Annotated in this window: 16 protein-coding genes and 1 pseudogene; 6 read left to right on the plus strand and 11 right to left on the minus strand. The window is 71.0% G+C overall.

Annotated elements, in window-relative coordinates:
• The 3 genes and pseudogenes from RUH65_RS01010 to RUH65_RS01020 all read left to right on the plus strand — a co-directional run.
• Positions 1-351, plus strand: a pseudogene (locus RUH65_RS01010) (hypothetical protein); the annotation flags it as partial.
• Positions 348-2,510, plus strand: coding sequence for an acyl-CoA dehydrogenase (locus tag RUH65_RS01015; RefSeq protein WP_313815327.1), 2,163 nt, complete (start codon positions 348-350; stop codon positions 2,508-2,510). The pseudogene RUH65_RS01010 and the gene RUH65_RS01015, both read left to right, overlap by 4 nt.
• A gap of 169 nt (positions 2,511-2,679) precedes the next feature.
• Positions 2,680-4,443, plus strand: coding sequence for a glycosyltransferase (locus RUH65_RS01020; protein ID WP_313815328.1), 1,764 nt, complete (start codon positions 2,680-2,682; stop codon positions 4,441-4,443).
• A gap of 43 nt (positions 4,444-4,486) precedes the next feature.
• On the opposite strand, the gene RUH65_RS01025 is transcribed toward RUH65_RS01020, so the two are convergent.
• Genes RUH65_RS01025 through glgA form a run of 10 tightly spaced genes read right to left on the minus strand, consistent with a single transcriptional unit; the run spans position 4,487 to position 17,543 of the window.
• The gene (locus RUH65_RS01025; RefSeq protein WP_313815329.1) at positions 4,487-5,506 is read right to left on the minus strand and encodes a UDP-glucuronic acid decarboxylase family protein; all 1,020 of its coding nucleotides are present in this window, start codon (positions 5,504-5,506) and stop codon (positions 4,487-4,489) included.
• Positions 5,496-6,644 (minus strand): glycosyltransferase family 9 protein, encoded by a 1,149-nt coding sequence (locus RUH65_RS01030; protein WP_313815330.1) that lies wholly within the window; start codon positions 6,642-6,644, stop codon positions 5,496-5,498. The genes RUH65_RS01025 and RUH65_RS01030 overlap by 11 nt, the downstream gene beginning before the upstream one ends.
• Positions 6,634-8,097, minus strand: coding sequence for a PfkB family carbohydrate kinase (locus tag RUH65_RS01035; protein WP_313815331.1), 1,464 nt, complete (start codon positions 8,095-8,097; stop codon positions 6,634-6,636). The genes RUH65_RS01030 and RUH65_RS01035 overlap by 11 nt, the downstream gene beginning before the upstream one ends.
• Complete coding sequence (locus RUH65_RS01040) at positions 8,094-9,968, minus strand: glycosyltransferase (RefSeq protein ID WP_313815332.1); 1,875 nt, start codon at positions 9,966-9,968, stop codon at positions 8,094-8,096. Before RUH65_RS01040 ends, RUH65_RS01035 begins: the two co-directional genes overlap by 4 nt.
• On the minus strand, positions 9,965-10,924 hold the full coding sequence (locus RUH65_RS01045; RefSeq protein ID WP_313815333.1) for a glycosyltransferase: 960 nt from the start codon (positions 10,922-10,924) through the stop codon (positions 9,965-9,967). Before RUH65_RS01045 ends, RUH65_RS01040 begins: the two co-directional genes overlap by 4 nt.
• Entirely contained in the window at positions 10,921-12,033 is a 1,113-nt protein-coding gene (locus RUH65_RS01050) for a glycosyltransferase family 9 protein (protein ID WP_313815334.1), read from the minus strand. The genes RUH65_RS01045 and RUH65_RS01050 overlap by 4 nt, the downstream gene beginning before the upstream one ends.
• Positions 12,030-13,664: an HAD-IIIA family hydrolase gene (locus tag RUH65_RS01055; RefSeq protein WP_313815335.1), complete on the minus strand. Its 1,635-nt coding sequence runs from the start codon at positions 13,662-13,664 to the stop codon at positions 12,030-12,032. The genes RUH65_RS01050 and RUH65_RS01055 overlap by 4 nt, the downstream gene beginning before the upstream one ends.
• Positions 13,661-15,298: a carbamoyltransferase C-terminal domain-containing protein gene (locus tag RUH65_RS01060; RefSeq protein WP_313815336.1), complete on the minus strand. Its 1,638-nt coding sequence runs from the start codon at positions 15,296-15,298 to the stop codon at positions 13,661-13,663. Before RUH65_RS01060 ends, RUH65_RS01055 begins: the two co-directional genes overlap by 4 nt.
• Before the next feature lie 56 nt (positions 15,299-15,354).
• A complete protein-coding gene (locus tag RUH65_RS01065; protein WP_313815337.1) occupies positions 15,355-16,350 on the minus strand; it encodes a polysaccharide pyruvyl transferase family protein in 996 nt (331 codons plus the stop codon).
• Positions 16,347-17,543 (minus strand): glycogen synthase, encoded by a 1,197-nt coding sequence (gene glgA / locus RUH65_RS01070; protein ID WP_313815338.1) that lies wholly within the window; start codon positions 17,541-17,543, stop codon positions 16,347-16,349. The genes RUH65_RS01065 and glgA overlap by 4 nt, the downstream gene beginning before the upstream one ends.
• A gap of 80 nt (positions 17,544-17,623) precedes the next feature.
• Here glgA and glgC point away from each other — a divergent pair, with 80 nt between their 5' ends.
• The gene (gene glgC, locus RUH65_RS01075) at positions 17,624-18,868 is read left to right on the plus strand and encodes a glucose-1-phosphate adenylyltransferase (RefSeq protein WP_313815339.1); all 1,245 of its coding nucleotides are present in this window, start codon (positions 17,624-17,626) and stop codon (positions 18,866-18,868) included.
• 168 nt (positions 18,869-19,036) lie between these two features.
• Here glgC and RUH65_RS01080 read toward each other — a convergent pair whose 3' ends face one another.
• The gene (locus RUH65_RS01080) at positions 19,037-19,738 is read right to left on the minus strand and encodes an SDR family oxidoreductase (RefSeq protein ID WP_313815340.1); all 702 of its coding nucleotides are present in this window, start codon (positions 19,736-19,738) and stop codon (positions 19,037-19,039) included.
• An 83-nt stretch (positions 19,739-19,821) separates the two neighbouring features.
• On the opposite strand from RUH65_RS01080, the gene RUH65_RS01085 reads away from it, so the two are divergent.
• Both RUH65_RS01085 and pepN read left to right on the plus strand, forming a co-directional pair.
• Positions 19,822-21,201 carry an aldehyde dehydrogenase family protein gene (locus RUH65_RS01085; RefSeq protein ID WP_313815341.1) on the plus strand — a complete coding sequence of 460 codons (1,380 nt, stop codon included), beginning with the start codon at positions 19,822-19,824 and terminating at the stop codon, positions 21,199-21,201.
• 94 nt (positions 21,202-21,295) lie between these two features.
• Entirely contained in the window at positions 21,296-24,046 is a 2,751-nt protein-coding gene (gene pepN / locus RUH65_RS01090) for an aminopeptidase N (RefSeq protein ID WP_313815342.1), read from the plus strand.
• Positions 24,047-24,048: the final 2 nt, after the last annotated feature.

Below are 24,048 nucleotides of genomic sequence, written 5' to 3' on the forward strand. Positions count from 1 at the left end.
CCGGCCGCCATGGCCGACTTCTTCGAGCGGATCGCCGCCGTGATGGATGTCCATTTCCGCGATTACCTGCGCCAGCAGGGCCGCCGGCCCTCCGCGGCCTCCGCCACCTGGTACTGGCCGCGGGCCGCCATCGGGATGGTCCGCTCGGCCGGTGAATCCTGGTTGTCCACCCCGCCCGGCGCCGACCGGCCGAATGCAGCCCGACTGGCCCGCAAGATCACCGGGTGGCTCACAGTGGGCCTGTCCGGCACCTATGCCGCTGTCGACTCGCCTGATCCTTCTGATCCGACCGAGCACCGTGTACGACCCACGTCCACCGAACCGTCCACTCCCGAACAGGAGCAGTCATGACCACCACCTCTGATTCCAGCACCCCCGCCGTACCGGCCGGTGCGGTGCCGCCCACCCAGGCGGAGCCGGACACCGGGACACCTGGCGCCTTCAGTGCCATCTCGGCGGCAGAGCCCGGCGGACTGGACCTGAACGCCGTCCAGCAGTTGCTGCTCGGGCGGTGGGCCGCGGACCGGCTGGAGGGACGGGAGAACGTCAAGGACCCGGACCTGCACAAGATCGAGAACCTCACCATGGAGGACCACCGTGAGCGGGTGCTGGGTCAGCTGCGCATCCTCGTGGACCGTGGTCAGGTGAACAAGGCCTTCCCGCGGCGCCTGGGCGGCAGTGACAACCACGGGGGGAACATCGCCACGTTCACGGAACTGGTCAGTGCCGATCCCTCGCTCCAGATCAAGGCCGGGGTGCAGTGGGGCCTGTTCGGCTCCGCCATCCTGCACCTGGGCACGGAGGAGCACCACGAGCGTCTCCTGCCCGCCGTCATGAGCCTGGACGTACCGGGTGCCTTCGCCATGACGGAGATCGGCCACGGTTCGGACGTCTCCTCGCTGGCGACCACCGCGACGTACGTGCCGGAGACCGATGAGTTCGAGATCCACACGCCGTTCAAGGCGGCCTGGAAGGACTACCTCGGCAATGCCGCCCTCCACGGCAAGGCCGCGGTGGTCTTCGCCCAGCTGATCACCCGCGGCGTCAACCACGGGGTGCACGCGTTCTATGTGCCCCTGCGCGACGATGCCGGCGACTTCCTTCCGGGCATCGGCGGCGAGGACGACGGGTACAAGGGTGGGCTCAACGGCATCGACAACGGCCGGCTGCACTTCGATCACGTGCGCATCCCCCGCACCAACCTGCTGAACCGCTACGGCTCCGTGGACGAGAAGGGCGGTTACTCCTCGGACATCGCCTCCCCCGGCCGCCGTTTCTTCACCATGATCGGCACCCTGGTCCAGGGCAGGGTCTCCCTCGCCCTGTCCGGCGCCTCCGCGTCCGCTCTGGCACTGACCGGTGCCATCACCTATGGCAATCAGCGCCGGCAATTCAACGCGACCTCGGACACGCACGAGGAGGTGCTGATGGACTACCAGCTTCACCAGCGTCGACTGATCGATCGCCTCGCCCGGACCTATGCCGACACCTTCGCCGCCAACGAGTTGCTGGAGAAGTTCGACGCCGTGTTCTCCGGGGAGTCAGACACCGACGAGGACCGGCAGGAACTCGAGACTCTGGCCGCGGCCATCAAGCCCCTGGCGACCTGGAATGCGCTGGACACGCTGCAGGAGGCCCGCGAGGCCTGTGGCGGTGCAGGATTCATGGCGAAGAACCGGTTCGCCTCGTTGCGCCACGACCTGGACATCTTCGTGACCTTCGAGGGCGACAACCACGTGCTGCTCCAGCTGGTCGGCAAACGGCTGCTGTCCGACTACTCCAAGGACCTGACCAACCTCTCCATCGGGGCCTTGTCCCGCTACGTCCGAGGACAGGCCACCGAAGCAGTCGTGTACCGGTCCGGCCTGCGCCGCGTGGTGCAGTCCGTGCAGGATGCGGGCTCGGAACGCAAGAGTGCCAGTTGGTTCAAGGATGCCGAGGTGCAGAGGGCCCTGCTGGAGGACCGGGTGCGGACCAAGACCGGGGCCGTCGCGCAGGCCTTGATGCCGGTGGCCCGGAAGTCCCAGGCCGAGCAGGCCGCCACCTTCAACCTGCACCAGGCCGATCTGATCGATGCCGCCCGCAATCACGGCGAGTTGCTCGAGTGGGAGGCGTTCACCCGGGCGGTGGGGCAGATCGAGGACGATCACACCCGCCAGGTCATGACCTGGATGCGCAACCTCTTCGCCTTGCGCGTCATCGAGGACGACCTGGGCTGGTTCCTGGAGACCGGCCGCATCTCCCCGCAACGTGCCCGCACCCTGCGCACCTACATCAACCGCCTGGCGGCCCGGCTGCGACCGCACGCGCAGACCCTGGTCGATGCCTTCGGCTACGAGCAGGAGCATCTGAGGATGGATATCGCCACCGGAGACGAGGCCCGGCGTCAGAACGAGGCAGCTGACTACTACCGCAAGCTGCGGGCCTCGGCGGACGCCCCCGTCCACGAGAAGGTCCTGCATCAGCGGGAGAAGAACGCGGCCAGGGGCAGGAACAAGGACAGGAAATAAACGACAGCAACAGGCAGACCAGGGCGAAAGGTCACCGGGGCAGACCATCGGTGGCCCGGTGCTCGGGGCAACCCCTAGGCTCTTCAGAGATCTGCAGGACGAGCCGAGGGAGACATCCGTGACCGACCCAGAAGCCGCACGCCGACGACCTTAATGCACCACCGTGGTGGTGGCCACGCGCAATCGCCGTGAGGAACTCCTGGCCTACCTCGGACATCACGAGGCGCCCGTGATCGTGGTCGACAACGCCTCCACGGACGGCTCACCCGAGGCCGTCGAGGCTGCCTTCCCCGGCGTGCGCGTGATTCGGCTGCCGCAGAACCGCGGAGCGGAGGCCCGGACGGTGGGCGCCCGGTTGGCGGAGACGGATTTCATCGCCTTTGCCGACGACGACTCGTGGTGGTCGCCGGGTGCCCTGCGGCGCGGCGAGGAGATCTTCGCGGACCATCCGCGCCTGGGGCTGCTGGCCGCCTCCATCGCGGTGGGGCCGGACGAGGTGCCGGACCCCATCAATGCCGAGCTCGCCGATTCCCCGCTGGGGGCGGCGTCGACCGGAGGGGGCCCACGACTCCTGGGCTTCGTGGCCTGTGCCGCCATGGTGCGCCGATCTGCGTTCCTGGAGGTGGGTGGGTTCGACCCCGTGGTCCGTTTCCCCGGCGAGGAGGAGCGGGTGGCCCTGGACCTGGCTGCCGCCGGCTGGGAGCTCGCCCATGCCCCGGAGTTGTGGGTCCACCATCACCCCTCGGCCTTGAGGGAACCCACCGAGGCCCGGCAACGGGACCTGCTCCGGAGCCGGTTGCTGACGACGGTGATGCGCCGGCCGTGGGCGGCCGTGGGGCAGGAGGTCCGCACGGCGATGGCGGCCGGGTCCCGGGGCTGGCGCGCGTTGGCCGCGTCCCTCCCGCGAGTCCCGGCGGCGGTGCGCCACCGCCAACCGGTTCCCGTCGCCGTCGAGACCGACCTCGCCCGATTGCGGCCCCCAGCGACGGTGACCGCCACGCCGGCACCGCCGCCCGGCTCACCGGAGTCCTTTCACGCACGGCTGTCCGTGGTGATGATCACCTACAACCGCCGAGCCGAGGCGTTGCAGTCGCTGGAACGTCTGACGTGCCTGCCGGAGCGGCCCCGCGTGGTCGTCGTGGACAACGGGTCCTCCGATGGCACGGCGCCGGCCATCCGGGAACGGTACGCGGGCGACCCGCGGGTCGTGCTCGTCGCCAGCCCGGAGAATCTGGGGGCCGTGGGCCGCAACCTGGCCATGAATCAGGTCACCACCGAATTCGTGGCCTTCTGTGACGACGACACCTGGTGGGAGCCCGGCGCCCTGGACGTGGCCGTGGCGGCGTTGTCCGCTCATCCCCTGCTGGGCGTGGTGACCGGCCGCATCCTCGTCGAGCCCGGCGGGCGGGAGGACCCCATCAACGCGGAGTTGCTGCACTCGCCCGTGCAGGGCCCCGAGTGGCTTCCGGGCCCGGCACTGGGCAGCTTCCTGGCGGGGGCCTCGGTGATGCGCACGGCGGCTTTCCGCGAGGTCGGCGGGTTCAGCCCGCGGCTCTGGCTCGGCGGTGAGGAGGAGCTGATGGCCGCGGACCTCGCCACGGCGGGCTGGGAACTCTGCCACCTGCCCGAGGTGCTGGTGCACCATCAGGCGTCCACGGTCCGCGACCCGCACCTGCGCCGGCGCCACGGCCTGCGCAACACCCTGTGGTTCATCTGGTTGCGCCGACCGGTGGGCGCCGCGGTGCGTCGAACTCGCGATGTGATCGGCACGGCACCACGGGACCGCACCACCGCCGCCGGCATCACCGACGCCCTGGCCGGCGCCGGCTGGGTCCTGCGCGAACGCCGGGTGCTGCCCCCGCGCGTCGAGCAGCGATTCCTGGCGCTGGAGGACTCCCAACGCCGCAGTACGGCGCGTCAGTACGTCAGCTGAATCCGCCGCTGCGGCCGCCAGTCTGGGGCGACGGCCGGCGTCGTCAGTCCTGGCGGGTGGCCGTCTGGAGGTTGTCCTCGTCAACGGCCGTGCGGAACCACTCCACGGTGCGCGCCAGTCCCTCGGTCCACGGCACCTCCGGAACCCAGCCCAGCTCCCGGGTGGCCAAGGCGGTGTCCGGCCGGCGGACCAGGGGATCGTCCACCGGGCGGTCGATGAACTCGATCGGTGAGGCGGACGCCGTGGCGGCCACCACGTCCTGGGCGATCTGGAGGACGGAGAGCTCGTGGGGGTTGCCGAGGTTCACCGGACCGGGATGGGTGTTCCAGGCCATCGCGAGGATCCCGCGCACGAGGTCGGAGACGTAGCACACCGACCGCGTCTGGGTGCCATCACCGGTGACGGTCAACGGTTCACCGGCCAGTGCCTGCCGGATGAAGGTCGGGATGGCCCGGCCGTCGCGTGGCCGCATCCGGGGGCCGAAGGTGTTGAAGATCCGCACGATCCCCGTATCCACCGCATGCTGTCCGCGGTAGGCCACGGTCATGGCCTCGGCGAACCGCTTGGCCTCGTCGTAGACACCCCTCGGGCCCACCGGGTTGACATGACCCCAGTACTCCTCAGGCTGAGGATGCACCTGGGGGTCGCCGTAGACCTCCGAGGTGGAGGCGAGGATGAACCGGGCGCCCTTCTCCTTGGCCAGGCCGAGGGCGTGGAGGGTGCCGATGGAGCCCACCTTGAGCGTGTGGATCGGCAGTTTCAGATAGTCGATCGGCGAGGCCGGTGAGGCGAAATGCAGGACGAGGTCCACCTCGCCGGGGAGGTGGATGTAGTCCGTGACATCGCACTGCACCAGCCGGAAGCCCGGGTCGCCGATCAGGTGTTCGATGTTGACGGCATGGCCGGTGAGGAAGTTGTCCAGGCAGACCACCTCGACCTCGCGTCGCCGCAACTCGGTGCACAGGTGGCTGCCGAGGAAGCCCGCGCCACCGGTGACGACGGCGCGGCGGATCGGTCGGCGAGGTTCTGCTCCCGCATCGCTCTGGAGGTTCTCAGGGTTCACGATGGATCCTTCCGGGGACGGGGGCGGGGACGGGCCTGGTGAAAGAGGGAGGGATGATGGAGAGGTGAGAGCGTGCGGCCTCCAGCACCTCCTCGACGGACACCTCCGCCAGCAGCGCGTCGAGGGTATCGCCGTGGGGGTCGCCCCATGAGCCGGCACCAGGGTCGCCGTGCCAGAGGACGGTGTGCAGGTCAGGATCGATCGCCGGCCCCCACCGCGCCGGGGGTACCGGGCCGAACAGCACCACGGAGGGAACGCCCCAGCCGGTGGCCAGGTGGGCGACTCCGGTGTCCGCGCTCAGGACGAGTGCGGCGTCGCGCACCATGGCGGAGAGCTCGCTCAGCCCATGCCCACCCGTGTGGTCCTCGACGCCGGTCAGTCCGGTGGCCACGGCGTGGCCCAGCGTGGACTCGGCGGCCGTACCGGTCACCAGGACCTGATGACCGTCCGCGGCGAGTGCGGCCGTCACCTGACGCCAGCGCTCCACCGGCCAGCGCCGCGAGGCCGACGCCGCGCCAGGGTGCACCAGAACCGGCCCTGGCAGGGTCCGGGACCGGCGCTGGTCCTGGGCAGCGGCCCGGGTTCGCAGCCGCAGGTCCGCGCGGGAGCACTCGCCCCCGGCCTCACTCACCACGCGGCACCATCGGTCCACCTCGTGTTCGTCCGCCCTCCATTCCGGTCCGGCGTGCCCGGCCTCCGGGGCGGCGAAGCCGATCAGCCGGCCAGGCCGTGCCTGCTGCAGGAGGCGGTGACTGGCGGGTCCCCGGCCGTGTAAATTCACGGCGACCAATCCGGGCGGGCACGGAGCCAGCGGGACGAGCCCGGGGAGCTGAAGCACCTCGTCCACGATCCCCAGTTCCCGGAGCAGGCGGCCGGTCGCGGCCGGACCGGCCAGCACGAGTCGGCGGTCCGGGTACCGTCGCCGCACCCCGCGGAGGGCGGCGACGCCGGTCAGGGCGTCGCCCAGACCCAGGGCGCGGAGCACGAGGACGTCGTCCGGGCGCAGCGTGATCGGGGTGGCTTCGTCTGGCCCCGACCCTTCCGAGGCCGTGGCGCCCTCTGGCGGACGGCCCGGTGCCTCGTTGCGTCGGAGGGTGAGCCAGGCCGCCGTAGAGGGCTCGGGGGCCTCAGTGGGCATCGACGTTCCCCGCCGTGATGCGTTCCACGATCCCGGTGGTGGAGTGGCCATGAAGGTAGGGCACCACCTCCACGCGTCCGCCCCAGCCGTGGACCAGAGGAGCCTCGGGGAGCAGGTCCGCGGTGTAGTCACCGCCCTTGACCCAGATGTCCGGACGCAGCCGGTCCAACGCGGCGCACGGGTTCTCCTCGTCGAAGACGAGCACACCGTCGACATCGCGCAACCCCATGAGCAGGGCGGCGCGGTCCTGCTGGCCCACCACCGGCCGGTCCGGGCCCTTGAGGCGGCTGACCGAATCGTCGGAGTTGAGCAGGACCACCAGCACGTCACCCAGGTCGCGGGCGCGGCGCAGTGTCTCGAGGTGGCCGGGGTGCAGCACATCGAAGCACCCGCCGGTGGCCACCACGGTGCCACCGCGAGCCCGGGTGGCAGCCACCGCGTGGATGGCCGCCTCGTGCGGGTCCTGCGCGAGCGGACGTGGTGCGGACCGCCGCGGAGCCGCGGGGCCATCCGGCCCGATGCGTCCGTCCCGGAAGGCGGCGGCGCCTCCGGCCTCCACCCACTGGGCGGCGGCCGCGACCGCGGCCTCGACCGAGCGGTGGACCGACCCACCGGCAGCCAATTGGACGGCGACGGCGGCCGCGAACCGGTCACCGGCCCCACAGGGGTCGGAGGAGTCCACCGGAACGGTCGGGAGCAGCTCGGCGGTGCCGGACGTGGCGAGGAATGCCCCGCGGCCCCCGGCTGTCACGGCCACAGAACGGGCGTCCCATCCCACGCGCAGCGCCTCCGCCAGCCGGTCGTCCGGGACCACGGCCGCAGTCTCGGGTGGCTCGGCCCGCCCCGTGCCGCACCGGCCCAACGCTGCGCGTGCCTCCACCAGGTTGGGGGTGACCACGGTGCACCCGGGCACCGGGTCTCCCCCGCGCGGATGCGGGTCCCAGACCATCGGCACGCGAACCGCCGTCTCGGTGAGGACTCCCCGCACGGACTCGTCCCGGGTGATGCCGCCGCCGTAGTCGGAGACCAGGATGACGTCGGCGCCGCCCAGCACCGCGGCAAGGCCGCCGGTGTCGACGTCCAGGGGCGTCCCCGGCCCGCCGTCGTCGATACGCACGAGGGTCTGCCCCGCACTACGGACCCGGGTCTTGGTCCGGGTGCCGCCGTCATGTCCCAGGGCGTGGATGTCGATACCGGCTAGTTCCACGCGCAGCTCGGCCGCGGCGTCGTCTTCGGCCAGCGGGGCCACCAGGACCACGGTGGGCGGCTGGCCGGGGAGGCCACCAGCCCGACCGGCGCACAAGAGAGCGGCCAGGCCCGCTCCGCCCGGACTGGCGTGGACATGTTGGACATCCACGACGGGGACGGGGGCGTCCGGGCTCAACCGCTCGGAGCTGCCCGTGATGTCACGGTCCAGCAACACATCTCCCACCACGACGATCCGCGCACTCATGGCGTGTCCTTCCTGTCGACGCCCGGAACGGTCGCCGGGCCCGGTTGGCAACGGTTGAATCCTTCGTCCATCACAGCACACAGTGCGTGCAGCAGGACCAGGTGTGCCTCCTGGACCACCGAGGTGGACGGTCCCGGCACGCAGATGGCCTCATCGGCCAGGTCGGCCAGCGGGTTGGGGCCCGGGCCGGTCAACGCCCACACCAGCACCCCGGAATGCCGGGCACGACGCGCCGCCGCCAGCACGTTGGGGCTGGAACCGCTCGTGGAAAGCAGCATCAGCACGTCGCCCGGCCGCCCGTGTGCCTGGACCTGACGGGCGAACACCTCCTCGGCTCCGTAGTCGTTGACAATCGCGGTGAGGGAGGAGGTCTCGGCCGAGAGGCAGACGGCCGCCAGAGGGCGCCGCTCGCCCTGGAAGCGGCCGACCAGCTCGGCGGTGAAATGCTGGGCCTCGGCAGCGCTGCCGCCATTGCCGGCGGCCAGAACGCGTCCGCCGCCGGCCAATAGCTCGGACAGGCGGCGGCCCCAACGGTCCAGCACCTCGGCCTGAGCCTCCAGGGCGGTCAGCGCCCGGTCCAGCTCGTCCCGGTGCTGGGCCAGCTGCCGGCGGGTGGCCTCGGGGCGGCTCGGATGCGTCCGCGCGTAACCGGCCAGGGCATCGCGGTAGGCCGTCTCCGTGAGTTCGGCCACCCGCTCCCAGCTGAAGAGACGCTGCACCCGCTCCCGTCCGGCCCGGCCCATGCCAGCGGCCAGTTCCGGGTCCGCCGTGAGGCGGCGGATGGCCGCGGCCGTGGCGTCGACATCCCGGGGCGGGACCAGCAGGCCCGTGGTGCCGTGGTCGATACTGTCCAGCAGGCCGCCGACGGCCGAGCCGACCACGGGGCGGCCGCAGGCCATGGCCTCCAGCGGCACGATGCCGAAGGGTTCGTACCACGGAGTGCAGGTGACGATGTCGGCCGAGGCCAGCAGCCCAGCGGCCTCGTCACGACCGACCCGGCCGGCCAGGGTGAGCCGGTCCTGGACCCCGTACTCCTCGGCCAGCGCCAAGAGGCGCCGGGCCTCCGGATCCTGGCCGAGTTCAGCGCGGTCCGGACCGCCGGCCACCGTCAGGCGTGCCTGGGGAACGTGGGCGAGGGCGCGAACGATGATGTCCAACCCTTTGCGCTCGACCATCCGGCCCAGCGCCACGAGATGGACCGGGTCGTCGGGGGCGCGTCGCGGTCCGGCGTCTGTGGGCGGGGTGAAGGCCCCGGCATCGACGCCGCAGGGGACGATGCGGACCTGGTCTGGGTCCGCGCCGAGGCCCATCAGCTCGTTCACCTCGTCGCGGCAGGTGGCCAGAACCAACTCGTTCCGCGCCACGAGGCGTTCCTCTGTCCCGAGCCGGCAGGCCGGACTGGTGTCTGCCCGTCCCTGGTGGCGCCGCTTGACGGAACCGAGCGCGTGGAAGGTCTGGACGACCGGGATGCGGGCGGCCTCCGCGGCCGCCGTCGCGGCGATCCCGGACATCCAGAAGTGCGCGTGAACGAGGTCTGGCACCCCGTCCCGGCGCCATTGCGCGGACATCCACCGTCCGAACTCGTCCATGTGCGGCGCGAGATCATCCTTGGGGAGCTGCCTGGCCGGACCGGCGGGAACATGCACGACGCTCACACCGGGGGCGGCCTCTACCTGCTCGGGCAGGGACGGGTCGTCGAGGCGGGTGTAGACCCGGACCCGGTGGCCGCGACGGCCCAGCCGGATGGCCAGGGCAGCCACGAACACGTTCTGGCCACCGGCGTCCACGCCACCGAGGGCGGCCAGCGGTGAGGCGTGCTCGGACACCAGGGCGATGTCCAGCGGTGGGAGGTCTTTCGGCTGGTCGCTCATGCGACCACCCGCCCGATCAGCTCGTCCCAGTCCGCCAGGAACCTCTCGAGGCCGTACCGATCCAGTGCATGTGCCCGCGCCGCGGTGCCGGCCCGCGCCGCGAGGTCCGGGTCCTGAAGCCACTGCCGGCCACGGTCCGCCAGCTCACCGAGGTCGTTGCTGAGCAGGCCGGCGGCGGGCGGCACCGCACGCGGTGCCTCGGTGGTGGACAGGGCGAGCACGGGCATGCCGAGCATCATGGACTCGAGCAGGGCCAGCCCCAGGCTGGTCCACCGGTAGGGGTGGAGGTACACGCGGTGCTCGGCCAGTGCGCGGTGCAGCTCGGCTTGCCGGTAGTTCTCATGCAGGCCGCCCTCGAGCCAGGGGGCCACCTCGGCCAGGTGATCCATGCCCATCCCGTAGACCTCCACGGGCAGATCGCGGGACAACTGCAGCATCAGATCCGTGCCCGCCACGCGGGTGCGGCGCACCGGCTCGTTCACCACGACGGCCAGGGAGGCCGCCTTGCCCGTATACCGGTGGCCTGGATCGGGAACGCCGTGCTCGATCACCTCGGTGCGGGCCGTGCCGGTGTCCCACATCAGCTGGTTGAAGTGGGTGACATGCACGACCGGGACGGCATCCTGGTCGGCATAGGGATGCGCGGAAGCCATCGCGGTCCCGGTCGGCGCGTTGTGCTCCAGATAGACGGCCGGGACGTCGATCCCGGCCCGCAGGCCTGTCCAGCTCTCCAGCAGCTCGGCCTCATGAGGCCGTTGCAACACCACCAGGTCCGGCCGTTCACCGGCCAGCTGCGCAGCGGTCATCTCCCGGGCCGAGTCTGGCCAGTCCCAGGTCTGGGCCCGTCCGCGACCGTCCGGTCCACGGTCCTCGTCCACCGGCAGCAGGTAGTCGTGGTCACCCTGGACGAACGCGGTCATCCACGAGCCGTGCACATGCCAGATCAGGATTCTCATCGGACTCCTCGGGAGGTGCTCAGGGGTGCGGCGCCGGCGTCATAGCCGGTCCGGACCGGATGGTCGATGGACTGGATGAGCTCGGCCACGGCGGCGACCACGTCGGCGCCGGAGACACTGCTCAGGCACGGGTGTCCGGGCACCGGACAGTCGCGTGCCCGGCTGTCCCGGCACAAGGCCTGTTGGTCACCGAGCAGCGTGACAGCGACTCCATAGGGCCGCCACCGCTCGGCCGGGACGACGGGCGAGAACAGCGAGACGACCGGTGTGCCGACGGCGGCCGAGAGATGGGCCGGGCCGGTGTTGCCGACCACGGTGCAGTCCGCGGCCTCGAGGACGGAGGCCAAGCCGGCCAGGTCGGTGGTCCCGGCCAGGTCCAGCACGGGAGCGCCCGGGCAGACTCGGAGCGTCAAAGCCACCGTCTCGGCGACGAGTTCGCGTTCGGCGGGTCCACCGGTGACGACGACGGCGTGGCCGGCAGCGGATAGGGCCGCCGCGATCGCTGCTGCGTGATCCGCCCGCAAGCCGCGGGCTGGCACGGACGCTCCCGGGTGAAGAACCACGTACCCGCCTGAGCGCAGATCGGCCGGCAGTCGGTCCGGTGGTGGTGGCAGGGGGCGCCGCACCCGCAGCGTTGGATGCTCCGGCCGGGTGGCGCCGGCGGCGACGGCGACCTCCAGCGCGGCATCGACCTCATGACCGCCGCCGGGCGGGTCGGCGCGCTTCAAGCGCACGTCCAACAACGACCCGGGGTAGTCCATGCTGGTGCCCACGATGTGTCCTACTCCCGCCATCCGTGCCAGCAGGGCCATCGGAAGGGGGCTCTGGTGGAAGGACGTGAAGATCACCGCCCGGTCGTATCCGGTGGTGCGCAGCCGTTCGACCAGCTCCAGTGCGGCCTCCGTGTCCACTGCCGGTGGCCGGAAGCCGGACCACGGGGCGTCATACTCCAGGACCGTGTGGATGCCCGGCAACAGCCGCGCCGCGGCCGCTCCCGAGGGAGAGGCGAGCAGGTCCACCGTGCCGAGCTCGGACAGTGCCCTGATCGCCGGTCCGGTCAGCAGGACGTCGCCGTCCGAATCGAGTCGTACCGCGAGGATGCGCGTCATGTGGTGGATTGCTCACCGTCCTGGGTAGGGGTCGACGTCAGAGTCGGGTCGGGCTGCCGCCCGGAGGACCAGTCGAGCACGAGTTCCACAGCGGTGGCCAGGTCTGGCGCGGTGGCCGGGGCGTCGGCGACCTCCGCGGCTCTGGTGACGCGGGTGGGCACCAGCACCGAGCGGGCCCCGGCGGCCTGCGCGGCCTCGATGTCCGCGCCGATGTCCCCGATGACCACACATTCTTCGGGGCGTACGCCCAGAGCCTGAGCGGCAGCGAGCACCATGCCGGGCCGCGGCTTGCGGCACGGGCAGTTCTCCGCCGGACCGTGGGGACAGATCTGCCAGGAGTCGAAGGGGCCGAGCAATCGGTCGATCCGTTCATTGACGGCATCCACCTTGTCTCGGGTGATCAGTCCACGGGCGATCCCGGATTGGTTGGTGATCACGGCCGTGGCCAGACCGGCTGCGCGGACGCGGTCCACCAGACCCCGGGCGCCGTCCACAGGATCGACCTGGGCCGGGTCGCCATTATACGGCACGTCGTGGACCAGGGTGCCGTCACGGTCGAAAAGCACGGCGCGAGGACGGACCGGCCAGGAACCCGTGGACCGGTGCTGCCTCCAGCCGCGGAAGCGGTGCCAGACCGCGGTCGGCGGGATCGTTGCGCTGGTCAGGATCATCTGGCGCAGTTCGGCGGTGAATCCGGGGTCGCCCGGGCGCGGCCCGGGAGCCAGTCTCTGGCCGAGGAAGCGGCCGTACAGGGCGGTCCAGGCCAGGGCACCGGCTCCCGCCAGGCGGCCGGCCCCGCGTGAGCCAGCCACCCGACCGACGGCTCCGATCACCGCGGCCGCCGCGGCCGCAGTCGAGGCCACGTGCCAGCCGAACGCCCCCGCAGGTGCCTGGGCCTGGGTGCGCCAGTGCGGTCCGTGCAGCCGTCGCATCAGGGCGTTGTCGGCGTTACCGGCCTGGACGCGCTGACTGACCCAGACGTCCGCCGGGCGGACGGGGTGGAGGATGTGGCGGCGTCCGCGCACCAACCGATAGCCGGCGAGGCGAACGCGCAGAGCCAGATCGGCGTCCTCTCGGTAGGCCCGTGGGAACCGCTCGTCCAGTCCCCCGACCTCCTCGAGAACTGATCGGCGGTAGGCCATGTCGGCGGTCGCCCAGTCAGCCTCCTCCAGCGAGGCGGTGTTGCGCTCCCAATCGGTACTGGGTCGGTCCGCCGGCAGAGGCACCGTGATGCGTCCCTGACTGGCGGCCACATCGGGCGGGCAATCGGCCAGGTCGGCGGCCAGGTCGCGGGCCCACGTGGTGGGCAGTTCGACATCATCGTCCACAAAGGCGATCCAGTCGACGGCACGGTCGACGGCACGCCAGCCACGGTTGCGCGCCGCCGCGGGGCCGCGGCCGTAACCGCGCACCACGCGAACAGGATCACCACCCACCATGGGCATCAGGGGGGCGAGCCGGATGCCGGCCGCCGTGGTCTCGCGTCGGTCGTCCACGACGACGATCTCCACCGGGCCGGGATGGACTGCGCCGGTGTCCAGTGCGGCCACGGTCTCCAGGAGCCGGTCCAGAGAGGGGCGTCCGACTGACGGGATGACGAGGGCGTAAGGACTCTGCGCCGTGCCGCTCATGCGAAGAACCCCGCCCGGCGGACCAGGTGCGGACCCAGGACCAGCGCGGCCACGGGCGCCGAACCGAACAGTTCGAGGGCGTCGCGGGGGTCGTCGACCATAGGACGTCCGGCCGTGTTCAGACTGGTGTTGACCACCACGGGAACGCCCGTGCGTTTATCGAAGGCGCGCAACAGGGCCGCGATGCCGGCATTGTCGCGGTCATGGACCGTCTGGATGCGGGCGGAGCCGTCCACGTGCGTGACGGTGGGGATGCGGTCGCGCCACTCCGGGGCGACGTCGTGGGTGAAGAGCATGTAGGGGCTGGGGAAGGGGCCGCCGCTGAAGATCTCCGCGGCGCGGTCCTCCAGCACCATGGGGGCCACCGGGCGGAACTGCTCCCGGCCCTTGACGTCATTGAGCCGTTCCAGGTTCTCGGCATGCATCGGGTTGGCCAGCAGGGACCGGAACCCGAGCGCCCGGGGTCCGAACTCGCTGCGGCCGTCGAACCAGGCGACGACGCCGTTCTGCTCGAGGATGCCGGCCACCTCGGCGGCCAACTTCTCCCGGGAGCCGGGGGTGGTGAAGGGCACCTGTGCGGTGGTGAGCCACCGGGCCAGCTCCTCATCGTCCCAGCTGCGCCCCAGGGCGGCCGTGGGTTCTGGGTCGGTGAGCTCACCGGCTTCCTGGGACAGGGTCAGGGCGGCTCCCAGCGCCGTTCCGGAGTCCCCCGACGCCGGCTGGACCCAGACGTCGTCGAAGCCGGCCTCGCGCCAGATCCGGGAATTGGCCACGCAGTTGAGGGCGGTTCCCCCGGCCATGGTCAGCACACGCTGGCCGGTCTGCTCCCGCAGCCACCGGGCCAGCTCCACCAGGGTCTCCTCGACCACGCCTTGGACGGACGCCGCGAGGTCGGCGTGGGCGCCTCCCCAGGTGCCGTCGTCGATGCGCCGGGGGGCGAAGCGCTCCCACTCCGGGGCCCGGGCGGTGAAGCCGCCGTCCCCGGTGGCATGAACATAGTCGCGGAGCTCGTCCAGGAACCGCGGGGTCCCGTAGGAGGCCAGGGCCATGACCTTGAACTCGTCGGATGAGCGCAGGAAGCCGAGGTGGTCGGTCAGGGATTCATAGACCAGGCCCAGGGAGTCGGGCAACTCCTGGCGGGCCAGGATGGTGAGCTCGCCGTCGACGTACTGCCCGGCCAGGTGGGAATGGCCCTCTCCCCGGCCGTCGGAGACCAGGACCGCACCGGTGCGATACGGCCCGGCCAGTCCAGAGGAGGCGGCATGGGCCACATGGTGCTGCACGTACGTGACCTTGGCCGGGTCGAGGCCGGGCAGGGCTTCGGCGATGAAGTTCGGAGCCCGGCGCACGTAGTCCAGACGAAGGTGGTCATAGGGATCGTCGGGGATCTCGACGGCGATCTCCGGGTCGAAGGAGTACGCCACACCGTCCAGCTCCTCCGGGGTGATCCCGGCCTCGGCCAGCACCCAGCGCATGGACTGCTCGGGCAACTCCCACGCCGAGAACGGCACCGGCCGCTTTCCGTGCTTCCGGCGGGAGAACCTCTCCTCTTCCGCCGCCGCGACGACTTTGCCGTTGACCACCAAGGCGGCGGCCGGATCATGGAACGTTGCATTGATTCCCAAGTAGCGCACCCGGTCAGTCTGACAGAAAGCACCTGTGACGGAGGACACATTTTGGGCCGTTCCTGTCAGTCGCCCCGCAGGTGGTGGATGAGCTTGCTCAACCCCTCGTTGACTGGGCCGGCACCGGAAAAGAGTCGATCGACGGCAGGGTGACCGGCGCGTGGGGCCCGGGACCCTGGGCCATCATCTGCCGTTCCGCGTCCGGGTCCCATCCAGGACGACGTCTGCCGCGCGACGGCCCGTCCCTCGGTCAGGCACCATGCCAATTGGTGGTCCAGGGCGGACTCCGAGACCGCGGCGGCGGACAGCACCGCCGGCCAGCCCAGAGCATGCGCCTGTGCCGTCACCTTGCCGCCGCCCTCCACGGGATCCAGGGCCAGGGCCGGGACTCCCGCGCGCAGCGCCAGGACGAGGCCGTGCATCCGCATGGTCACCACTGCGTCCAGGCGCCGGATCACCGTCTGCAGCTGTTCCGGCGATGCCGGCAGGCGCCAGTCCCGCGGGTCCAGACGGGTGTCCAGGTCCAGCCGGCCGGCGTCGACCCGGGACAGCCACGTCTCCACCGCGCCCTTCACCGCGTCGTGACGGCGCCGGGCCCCGTACTCCCGCTGGCCGGCCGTCAGGAACACTCCGAGCACCGGCGGCAGGCGGGCCTCGGGCGTCATCGGTGCCACCGTGGCCAGGTCCGGCCGTGGGGGCGACCCCAGGCGGTCCCGGGCGAACACCCGGTGGAACCCGGTCACGGCGGGATCGGCGGTATCGATGACGCTGACACCGATAGCGACCCGGGTGCAGTGGGCGAAGCGTTCATGCAAGTCCACCAGCGGCGTCCCCGTGGCTGGGCCGCAGACGAAGATCAGATGTGAGTAGAGGCCGGGATCCGCATCATCCAGAACGAGTCCGCCCGGCGGACACATGACGGGGCTCCAGGCCGTGTCGTGCCCGATGCCCGCCGCGGACAAGGCGCGCTCGACCGTCCGCAGGGCCAGCACGTCGCCCGCCGTGGCCTCCCCCTGCAGGACGGACGGCCAGCCGACCACGAGGACCCGCTCGTCGGTCACCGGAGGACGGACTCGTAGACGTCCAGGGTCCGATCGGCGATGGAATCCCAGGAGAAATGATTGATCGCGCGCTGCCGGCCCGCTCCGCCCATCCGGTCTGCCTGGGCGGGATCCTCGAGCACGGCCGTCAGGGCGGCGGCGAAGTCGGTCACGAAGCGCTCCTCGTCGATCGGCGTCCCGGAGCCGTCGGCGCTCTGGTCGAGATCCACCAGAAGCCCGGTCTCGCCGTGCTGGACGACTTCGGGGATCCCGCCCACGGCCGAGGCGACGACGGCCGTGCCGCACGCCATGGCCTCGAGGTTGACGATGCCGAGCGGCTCGTAGACGGAGGGGCAGGCGAAGACGGTGGCGTGGGAGAGGATCTGCATGATGTCCGCCCGGGGAAGCATGCCCTCGATGACGGTCACCCCGTCACGCGTGGCCTTCAACTCGGCCACCAGGCCCGCCACCTCGGCGGCCAGCTCCGGGGTGTCGGCCGCACCGGCGCAGAGCACCAGCTGGACCTCGGGGGCGAGCCGGGCCGCCGCCCGCAGGAGGTAGGGCACGCCCTTCTGCCGGGTCACCCGGCCGACGAAGGCAACCGTGGGACGCCCCGGATCGATGCCATGGCGCTCGAGCGTGCCTGCGCCGTGCTGGGGGGTCCACAGCTCGGTGTCGATGCCGTTGTGGACGACGCGGACCTTGCCCGGATCCACGTCCGGGTAGGCGGCCAGGATGTCCCGCCGCATCCCCTCCGAGACCGCGATGATGGCGGCCGCGGAGGCGTAGGCGGTGGCTTCCGCCCACGAGGACACGCGGTAGCCGCCGCCGAGTTGCTCGGCCTTCCAGGGCCGTAGGGGCTCCAGCGAATGGGCGGAGAGGATATGCGGAACATGGTGGAGGAGGCCGCCGAGATGGCCGGCCAGGTTCGCATACCAGGTGTGGGTGTGGATCAGGTCCGTGCCGGCCAGATCCTCCAGGATGGCCAGGTCGGTGCCGAGGGTCTGGACCGCGGCGTTGGAGGCCTCCAGGCCGCCGGGGACGCCGTGACTGGTCACCCGCGCCCCGTGGAAGTCAGGGTCCCGGGCCTCCCCGAAGGCGTGGACCCGCAGGTCGACCCGGCCGGCCAGTACCCGGGACAGCTCGGCGACATGGACGCCGGCACCCCCATAGATGGTCGGAGGGAATTCCTTGGTCACGATGTCGATGCGCACGACATCAACGTAGTCGAGTGCGGAGGACTCCCGTTAGTGTGAAGGCACGGACACTCCTCCAAGGGAACGGGACGCTTCAGATGGCGCAGAAGAAGGTGCTGGCGGTCGTATTGGCCGGCGGAGAAGGAAAGCGGCTCATGCCGCTGACGGCGGACCGGGCCAAACCCGCCGTTCCGTTCGCGGGCAGCTACCGGTTGATCGATTTCGCCCTCTCGAACCTGGTCAATTCCGGATACCTGAGAATCGTGGTGCTGACCCAGTACAAGTCGCACTCCCTGGACCGGCACATCTCCGAGACATGGCGGATGTCCACCTTGTTGCGGAACTACGTGGCCTCGGTACCGGCGCAGCAGCGTCGCGGCAAGGACTGGTTCCTCGGCAGCGCCAACGCCATCTACCAGTCGATGAACCTCATCCACGACGCGCGCCCGGACATCGTGGTGGTGATCGGGGCGGACCACGTCTACCGGATGGACTTCCAGCAGATGGTGGAGCAGCACCTCGAGTCGGGGGTCTCGGCCACCGTTGCCGCCGTTCGGCAGCCGCTGGAGCTGGTCTCGTCCTTCGGGGTCATCGAGACCCAGCGTTCCGATCCGAACCTGATCGAGCGATTCGTGGAGAAGCCCGCGACGACCCAGGGGCTCGCCGACGACCCGACGCAGTTCCTGGCGTCCATGGGCAACTACGTCTTCACCGCCGATGCGCTCGTGGACGCCCTCAACGCGGACGCCGAGGCCGAGGACACGGATCATGACATGGGCGGAGACATCGTCCCGTGGTTCGTCGGGCAGAACGACTGCGGCGTCTACGACTTCACGACGAACGTGTTGCCCGAGGAGACCGACCGCACCCACTACTGGCGGGACGTCGGCACCCTGGACTCCTATTACGACGCGCACATGGATCTGGTCAAACCCTGGCCTGACTTCAACCTGTACAACCCCGAGTGGCCCATCTTCACCCGCCAGTCGGTCTCTCCCCCGGCCAAGCTCGTGCGGTCGGCGACGAAACGCCCGGGCACCGCCGTGGACTCCATCCTGTCCCAAGGAGTGGTGATCTCCGGCGGGACCGTGGCGCAGTCCGTGCTGTCCACGGATGTGCGGGTGCACAACGAGGCCTGGGTGGAGCAGTCGGTTCTGCTCGACGGCGTGGTGGTGGGCAAGGGTGCCAAGGTCCGCAACGCGATCCTGGACAAGAACGTGGTGGTCCCGGAAGGCGTGCAGATCGGCTTCGACCGGGCCGAGGACGAGGCGCGCGGCTTCGCCGTTACCGAATCGGGTCTGACCGTGACCTCGAAGGGGCAGTTCGTCCCGCCTCTGGATTGAACGGCCAAGCGCGCGAGTCAGCGAAGGGCTCAGTCGCGGTCGTGATGGCACAAGCCTGAAGCCTTGTCATCACTAGGACAAGGCGCCAGGTTTGTGCTTTGTCCCCTGCTCGGCCGGTCGATCGCCGGGAGCCGTCGTGACGACCCCTCAACTCACCGGCTCACCGCCTCACGGCCACGAGGGTTCCTCCGCGTGGGCGATGAACAACTCCCGCACCTCGCAGCCTGCTGGCTGGGACAGCGCGAACAGCACCGCTTGGGCCACATGGGACGGGTCGTTGAGCTGGGAGTCATCCTGGGGCTTGTACTGCTCGGTCCGATCGTCGAAGAATCGGGTCTTCATGCCCCCGGGGATGAGCTGGGTGACGCCGACCTGGCCCTTGAGTTCCGCGGCCAATGCCTGGGTGAAGCCGAGGACGCCGAATTTGGAGGCGCAGTAGGCGGTGGCGTCCGAGGCGCCCTTCAACGCGAGTGTCGAGGCCACCGTGATGACGCGCCCACGGGAGGCCTTGAGTGCTGGCAGGGCTGCGCGCACGGTGGAGACGGTGCCGAAGAGGTTCACCCGGACCACCAGCTCCCAGTCCTCAATCGAGATGTCCTCGAGTCGGCCGCAGCGGTCGATCCCCGCGGCCGTGACGACGGCATCGAGGCCGCCAGCCTCGGCCGCGGCGCGCTCAACAGTCTCGGTCAGCGCGGCGGTGTCCGACACATCCACCTCGTAGGCGGTGACGCCGCCCAGCGAGCTGATGTCCCGGTCCAGGACGATCGGCTGTCCGCCGCTCGACAGAACTGCTTCCACGACGGCGGCGCCGAGTCCGGAGCCGCCACCGGTGACCAGGACGCGGCCGGGACCGAAGGTTGGAGAAACCATGCACTCTTCCTCTCACGGGGATGACCGCCGGTATGGCGGCCTGGATCCCCCCACCGTAACCTCAGACCGTTAGGGTCGGAACCATGACGACATCGATCCCCCCAGTCGAGATGACGGTCCTGAGCCCCCTTGACGGCACGCTCGTCGGCACGCTGCCCTGTGCGGGAGCGGAGGAGATCCGCGCGGCCGTCGCGACGGCCAGGACGGCCAGCCGGGAGTGGGCCCGCACCACTCCCGAGGAGCGGGGCCGGCTGGTGCGCGCCGCCGCCGACGCGTTGGCCCAGCATGCCGAGGAGCTGGCCGCACTGAACACCCGGGAGACCGGCAAGCTGGCGCCAGAAGCCCTCGGGGGCGTGCTGGCCGGCGTCGGGACTTTGCACCAGTATGCGGAACTCGGTCCGGTGCACCGCGGCCATGCCCTGCGTGGTGGCACCCTGGCGTCCGACTACACCGTGGCCGAACCGCGTGGCGTCGTGGCCGCGATCACGCCCTGGAACGATCCGGTGGCTGTCGCCGCCGGCCTGCTGGGCGCCGCCCTCGTCACGGGTAACACGGTGGTGCACAAGCCCAGTGAGCGCTGCCCGCACACCGGTGCCCGCCTCGGCGAGATCCTCGCGGCGGCCCTGCCCGACGGCGTGCTGGTCACCGTCACCGGTGGCCCGGAGACCGGACGAACGCTGGCAGAGCAGGCCGATCTCGACGTCCTGGCCCACGTGGGCTCGACCGAGACCGGCCGCGCCATCGCCCGGGCCGCCCTGGACACCGGAGCACACGTGATCCGGGAGAACGGTGGCAACGACCCCCTGGTGGTGGACGACGACGTGGACCCGGCCTGGGCCGCCGAGCAGGCAGCGATCGGCGCGTTCACAAACGCGGGTCAGATCTGCACCTCCGTGGAACGCATCTACGTGCACCGGGCCGTGGCGGAACCCTTCCTGGCGGCCCTCGCGGCGGAGGCCCGCCGACGCAATCACGAGGCCGCCCTGGCCCCACTGGTGGACGGCCGGATGCGGGACGCGGTGCACGGTCACGTCCGGGCGGCGCTGGAGGGCGGGGCCACCGCCCTGGAGGGTGGTGAGGTCCCCGAGGGCCCCGGCTCGTTCTACCCCGCCACCGTCCTGCGGGACTGCACCGACGCCATGCCGGTGATGACCGAGGAGACCTTCGGGCCGGTCGCTCCGGTCCGGGTGGTGGACAGTTTCGCCGAGGGCCTGCACCTCGCCGCCCGGGACCGCTACGGCCTGGCGGCGACGGTCCTGACAGGACGGATCGCCCACGCGCAGCGGGCCATCGCGGAGCTGCCGGCGGGCACCGTCAAGGTCAACAACGTCTTCGGCGGTGCCCCAGGCGGCGCGGCCCAGCCCCGGCGGGACAGCGGCGCGGGGTTCGGCTATGGGCCTGAGCTGCTCGACGAGATGACCCAGGTGAAGGTCGTGCACGTGGAGATGCCACCCAGCAGCTGAGGACCGTCGCTTCCGCCTCGGAACTCGTCGACCTCCTCGGGATTATTCGCGACTCCACGATCAGATTTCGTGAAAGAGTGGTTGAATATCTCTCATGGTGACCGACAACACGCTGGACGCGCCCGTGGCCGACGCGCTCCCGACGTTCCTGGACCGCACGAACCTGACCCGGGACGAGGCGTCCGCCCGGTCCCGCCAGGTCATCACCCGCGAGTACGACGTCCACATCGACCTGTCCACGGCCCTGGACCCCGCCGCCTCCGGCTACCGCTCGACGACGACCCTCACCTTCTCCTGTGTGACCCCCGGCACGTGGACGTTCCTCGACTTCATCAACGATGGTGTGGAGTCGGTGGTCCTCAACGGTCGCGCCCTGGATCCCGCACGGGTCGCGGGACGTGCGCGCATCCTGCTGGAGGACCTGGCCGCGGAGAACGAGGTCACCGTCACCGGCACCGCCCTCTACTCGACCTCGGGCGAGGGACTGCACCGCTTCGTGGACCCCGCAGACGGGCAGACGTACCTGTACACGCAGTACGAGCCGGCTGACGCCCGCCGGGTGTTCGCGAACTTCGAGCAACCCGACCTGAAGGCGCGATTCACCTTCCACCTGACCGGCCCCGGGCACTGGGTGCTCGCCTCCAACCAACCGGAGACCGCGCGCCAGCCGGCCGCCGTGGCCGCCAACAGTGTCACGGACGGTGTGGCATCCGCCCGGAACCTGGTGACCGTGGACTTCGCGCCCACCCCGCCGCTGGCCACGTACCTCACCACGCTGCTGGCCGGACCGTACGCCACGTGGGCGGACCGCTGGGCCGGCCATCCGGCGTCGGGCGCCCCGGAGGTGCCCCTGGCCCTGTACTGCCGGGCCTCAATGGCCCCGTCCCTGGACGCCGAACGGCTGTTCGCCACCACCCGGGCCGGACTCGACTTCTTCCATAACCTCTTCGGGGTGCCCTACCTGTGGGGCAAGTATGGGCAGGCCTTCGTGCCCGAGTACAACCTCGGCGCCATGGAGAACCCGGGGCTGGTGACCTTCACCGAGGACTACGTCTTCACGTCACAGGCCACCGCGGCGCAGTACGAGGCCCGGGCCACCACGATCATGCACGAGATGGCCCACATGTGGTTCGGCGACCTCGTGACCATGCGCTGGTGGGACGACTTGTGGCTGAAGGAGTCGTTCGCGGACTACATGGGCACCCTCGCCGTCGCCGAGGCCACGGAGTTCACCGGTGCCTGGACCACTTTCGCCAACCGGCGCAAGGGGTGGGCCTACGTCCAGGACCAGTACCCGACCACCCACCCGATCGTGGCGGATATCACCGACCTCGAGGCCGCCCGGCAGAACTTCGATGGGATCACGTACGCCAAGGGCGCCTCCGTGCTCAAACAGCTGGTGGCCTTCGTGGGCCGGGACGCCTTCATGGCGGCCTCCCGCGAGTACTTCGCCCGGCATGCCTGGGGCAACGCGTCCCTCACCGACTTCATGGACGCCCTCGAGGAGGCCTCCGGGCGTGACCTGGAGGAATGGGTGGACACCTGGCTTCACACCCGCGGGGTCCCGGAGCTGAACGTGGAGGACGGACACCTCCACCACCGCGGCACGGACCCCGTGACCGGCACGGAGGTGCTGCGCCCGCACGTGCTGAAGGTCGGTCGGTACTCCCCCGACGACGTGGGGCGGCTCGTCCGCACCGGCACGGTGGATGTGGAGGTGCGGTCCGGTCGAGCCGGCACCAGCACGCCTGTGGTGCTGCCGGCCTCCGGCGACGCCGAGGCCGTGCGACTCATTCTTCCCAATGACGAGGACCTCACGTACGCCACCATCCGGCTCGACGAGGCCTCGCTGCACGCGGTGCTCCGCTATCCCGTCGAGAACGACCTGGCCTGCGCCACCGTGTGGGCCGCCCTGTGGACCATGACCCGGGACGCCGTCCTGCCGGCCGCCCAGTTCGTGGACGCGGTGTGCCGGCTCTCGGGTCTGATGTCCGACGCCGGCCTGTACGGCCGGGTGCTCGAACAGGCCCTGAGGGCCGTATCCCGGTTCGTCCCGCCGTCGGACCGGGCCGCCGTGCGGTCCCGTCTGGGTGCCGCGCTGGCTGACGCGCTGCAAACGACGGGCGCCGGCGGCGATCGCCAGCGGTCCGCGGTCCGGACCCTGACCCGGTTGGCCCGCAGCGCCGGTGACGAGGGGGCCGCAGCGGAGGAGCACCTCGTGGCCGTCCTGCGGGCCCTCGTGGCCTCGGGTCCGGAGGCAGCGCGGGACCGTGCCGTGGTGGCCCCGGGGCTGGACGTGGACGCCGAGATCCGCTGGGCGGGCTGGCAGTCGCTGGCCGCCCTCGGACTGGCCGCACCGGACGAGCTGGATGCGGCGCTCCGGGCCGAGGTCACCGCGGCCAACGCCGTCCGGCACCGGATGGCGTGCGCGGCGATCCCCGAGGAGCCCGTGCGCCGGGCCGCCTGGCAGGCCGTGATGACGGGCCGCACGGCGGACGGCCAGGCGCTGTCCAACGATCATCTCTCGGCTACGGCAGCCGGTTTCACCGCGTCCCGCCCAGACCTGGCGGCACCGTTCGCCCCACAGTTCTGGCCGGGGCTGGAGGCCGTCTGGTCCAACCGGTCCAACGGCCTGGCCACCCGGACCATCACCGGGCTGTTCCCCTCGGCACAGAACGCCCTCCCGGGCCCTGCCGACAACCAGGAGCGGCATCCCGTGCTGCTCGCGGCGCACGCCTGGCTGCAGGCACATCCGGACGCGCCGCGGGCCCTGCGCCGCATCGTCCTTGAGGAGACGGACGAGGTGCTGCGATCGCTGCGGGCGCAAGCGACCGGTCTGTCCTGAGC

It is taken from the genome of Citricoccus sp., from assembly GCF_032154715.1.
Taxonomy (GTDB): Bacteria; Actinomycetota; Actinomycetes; order Actinomycetales; family Micrococcaceae; genus Citricoccus.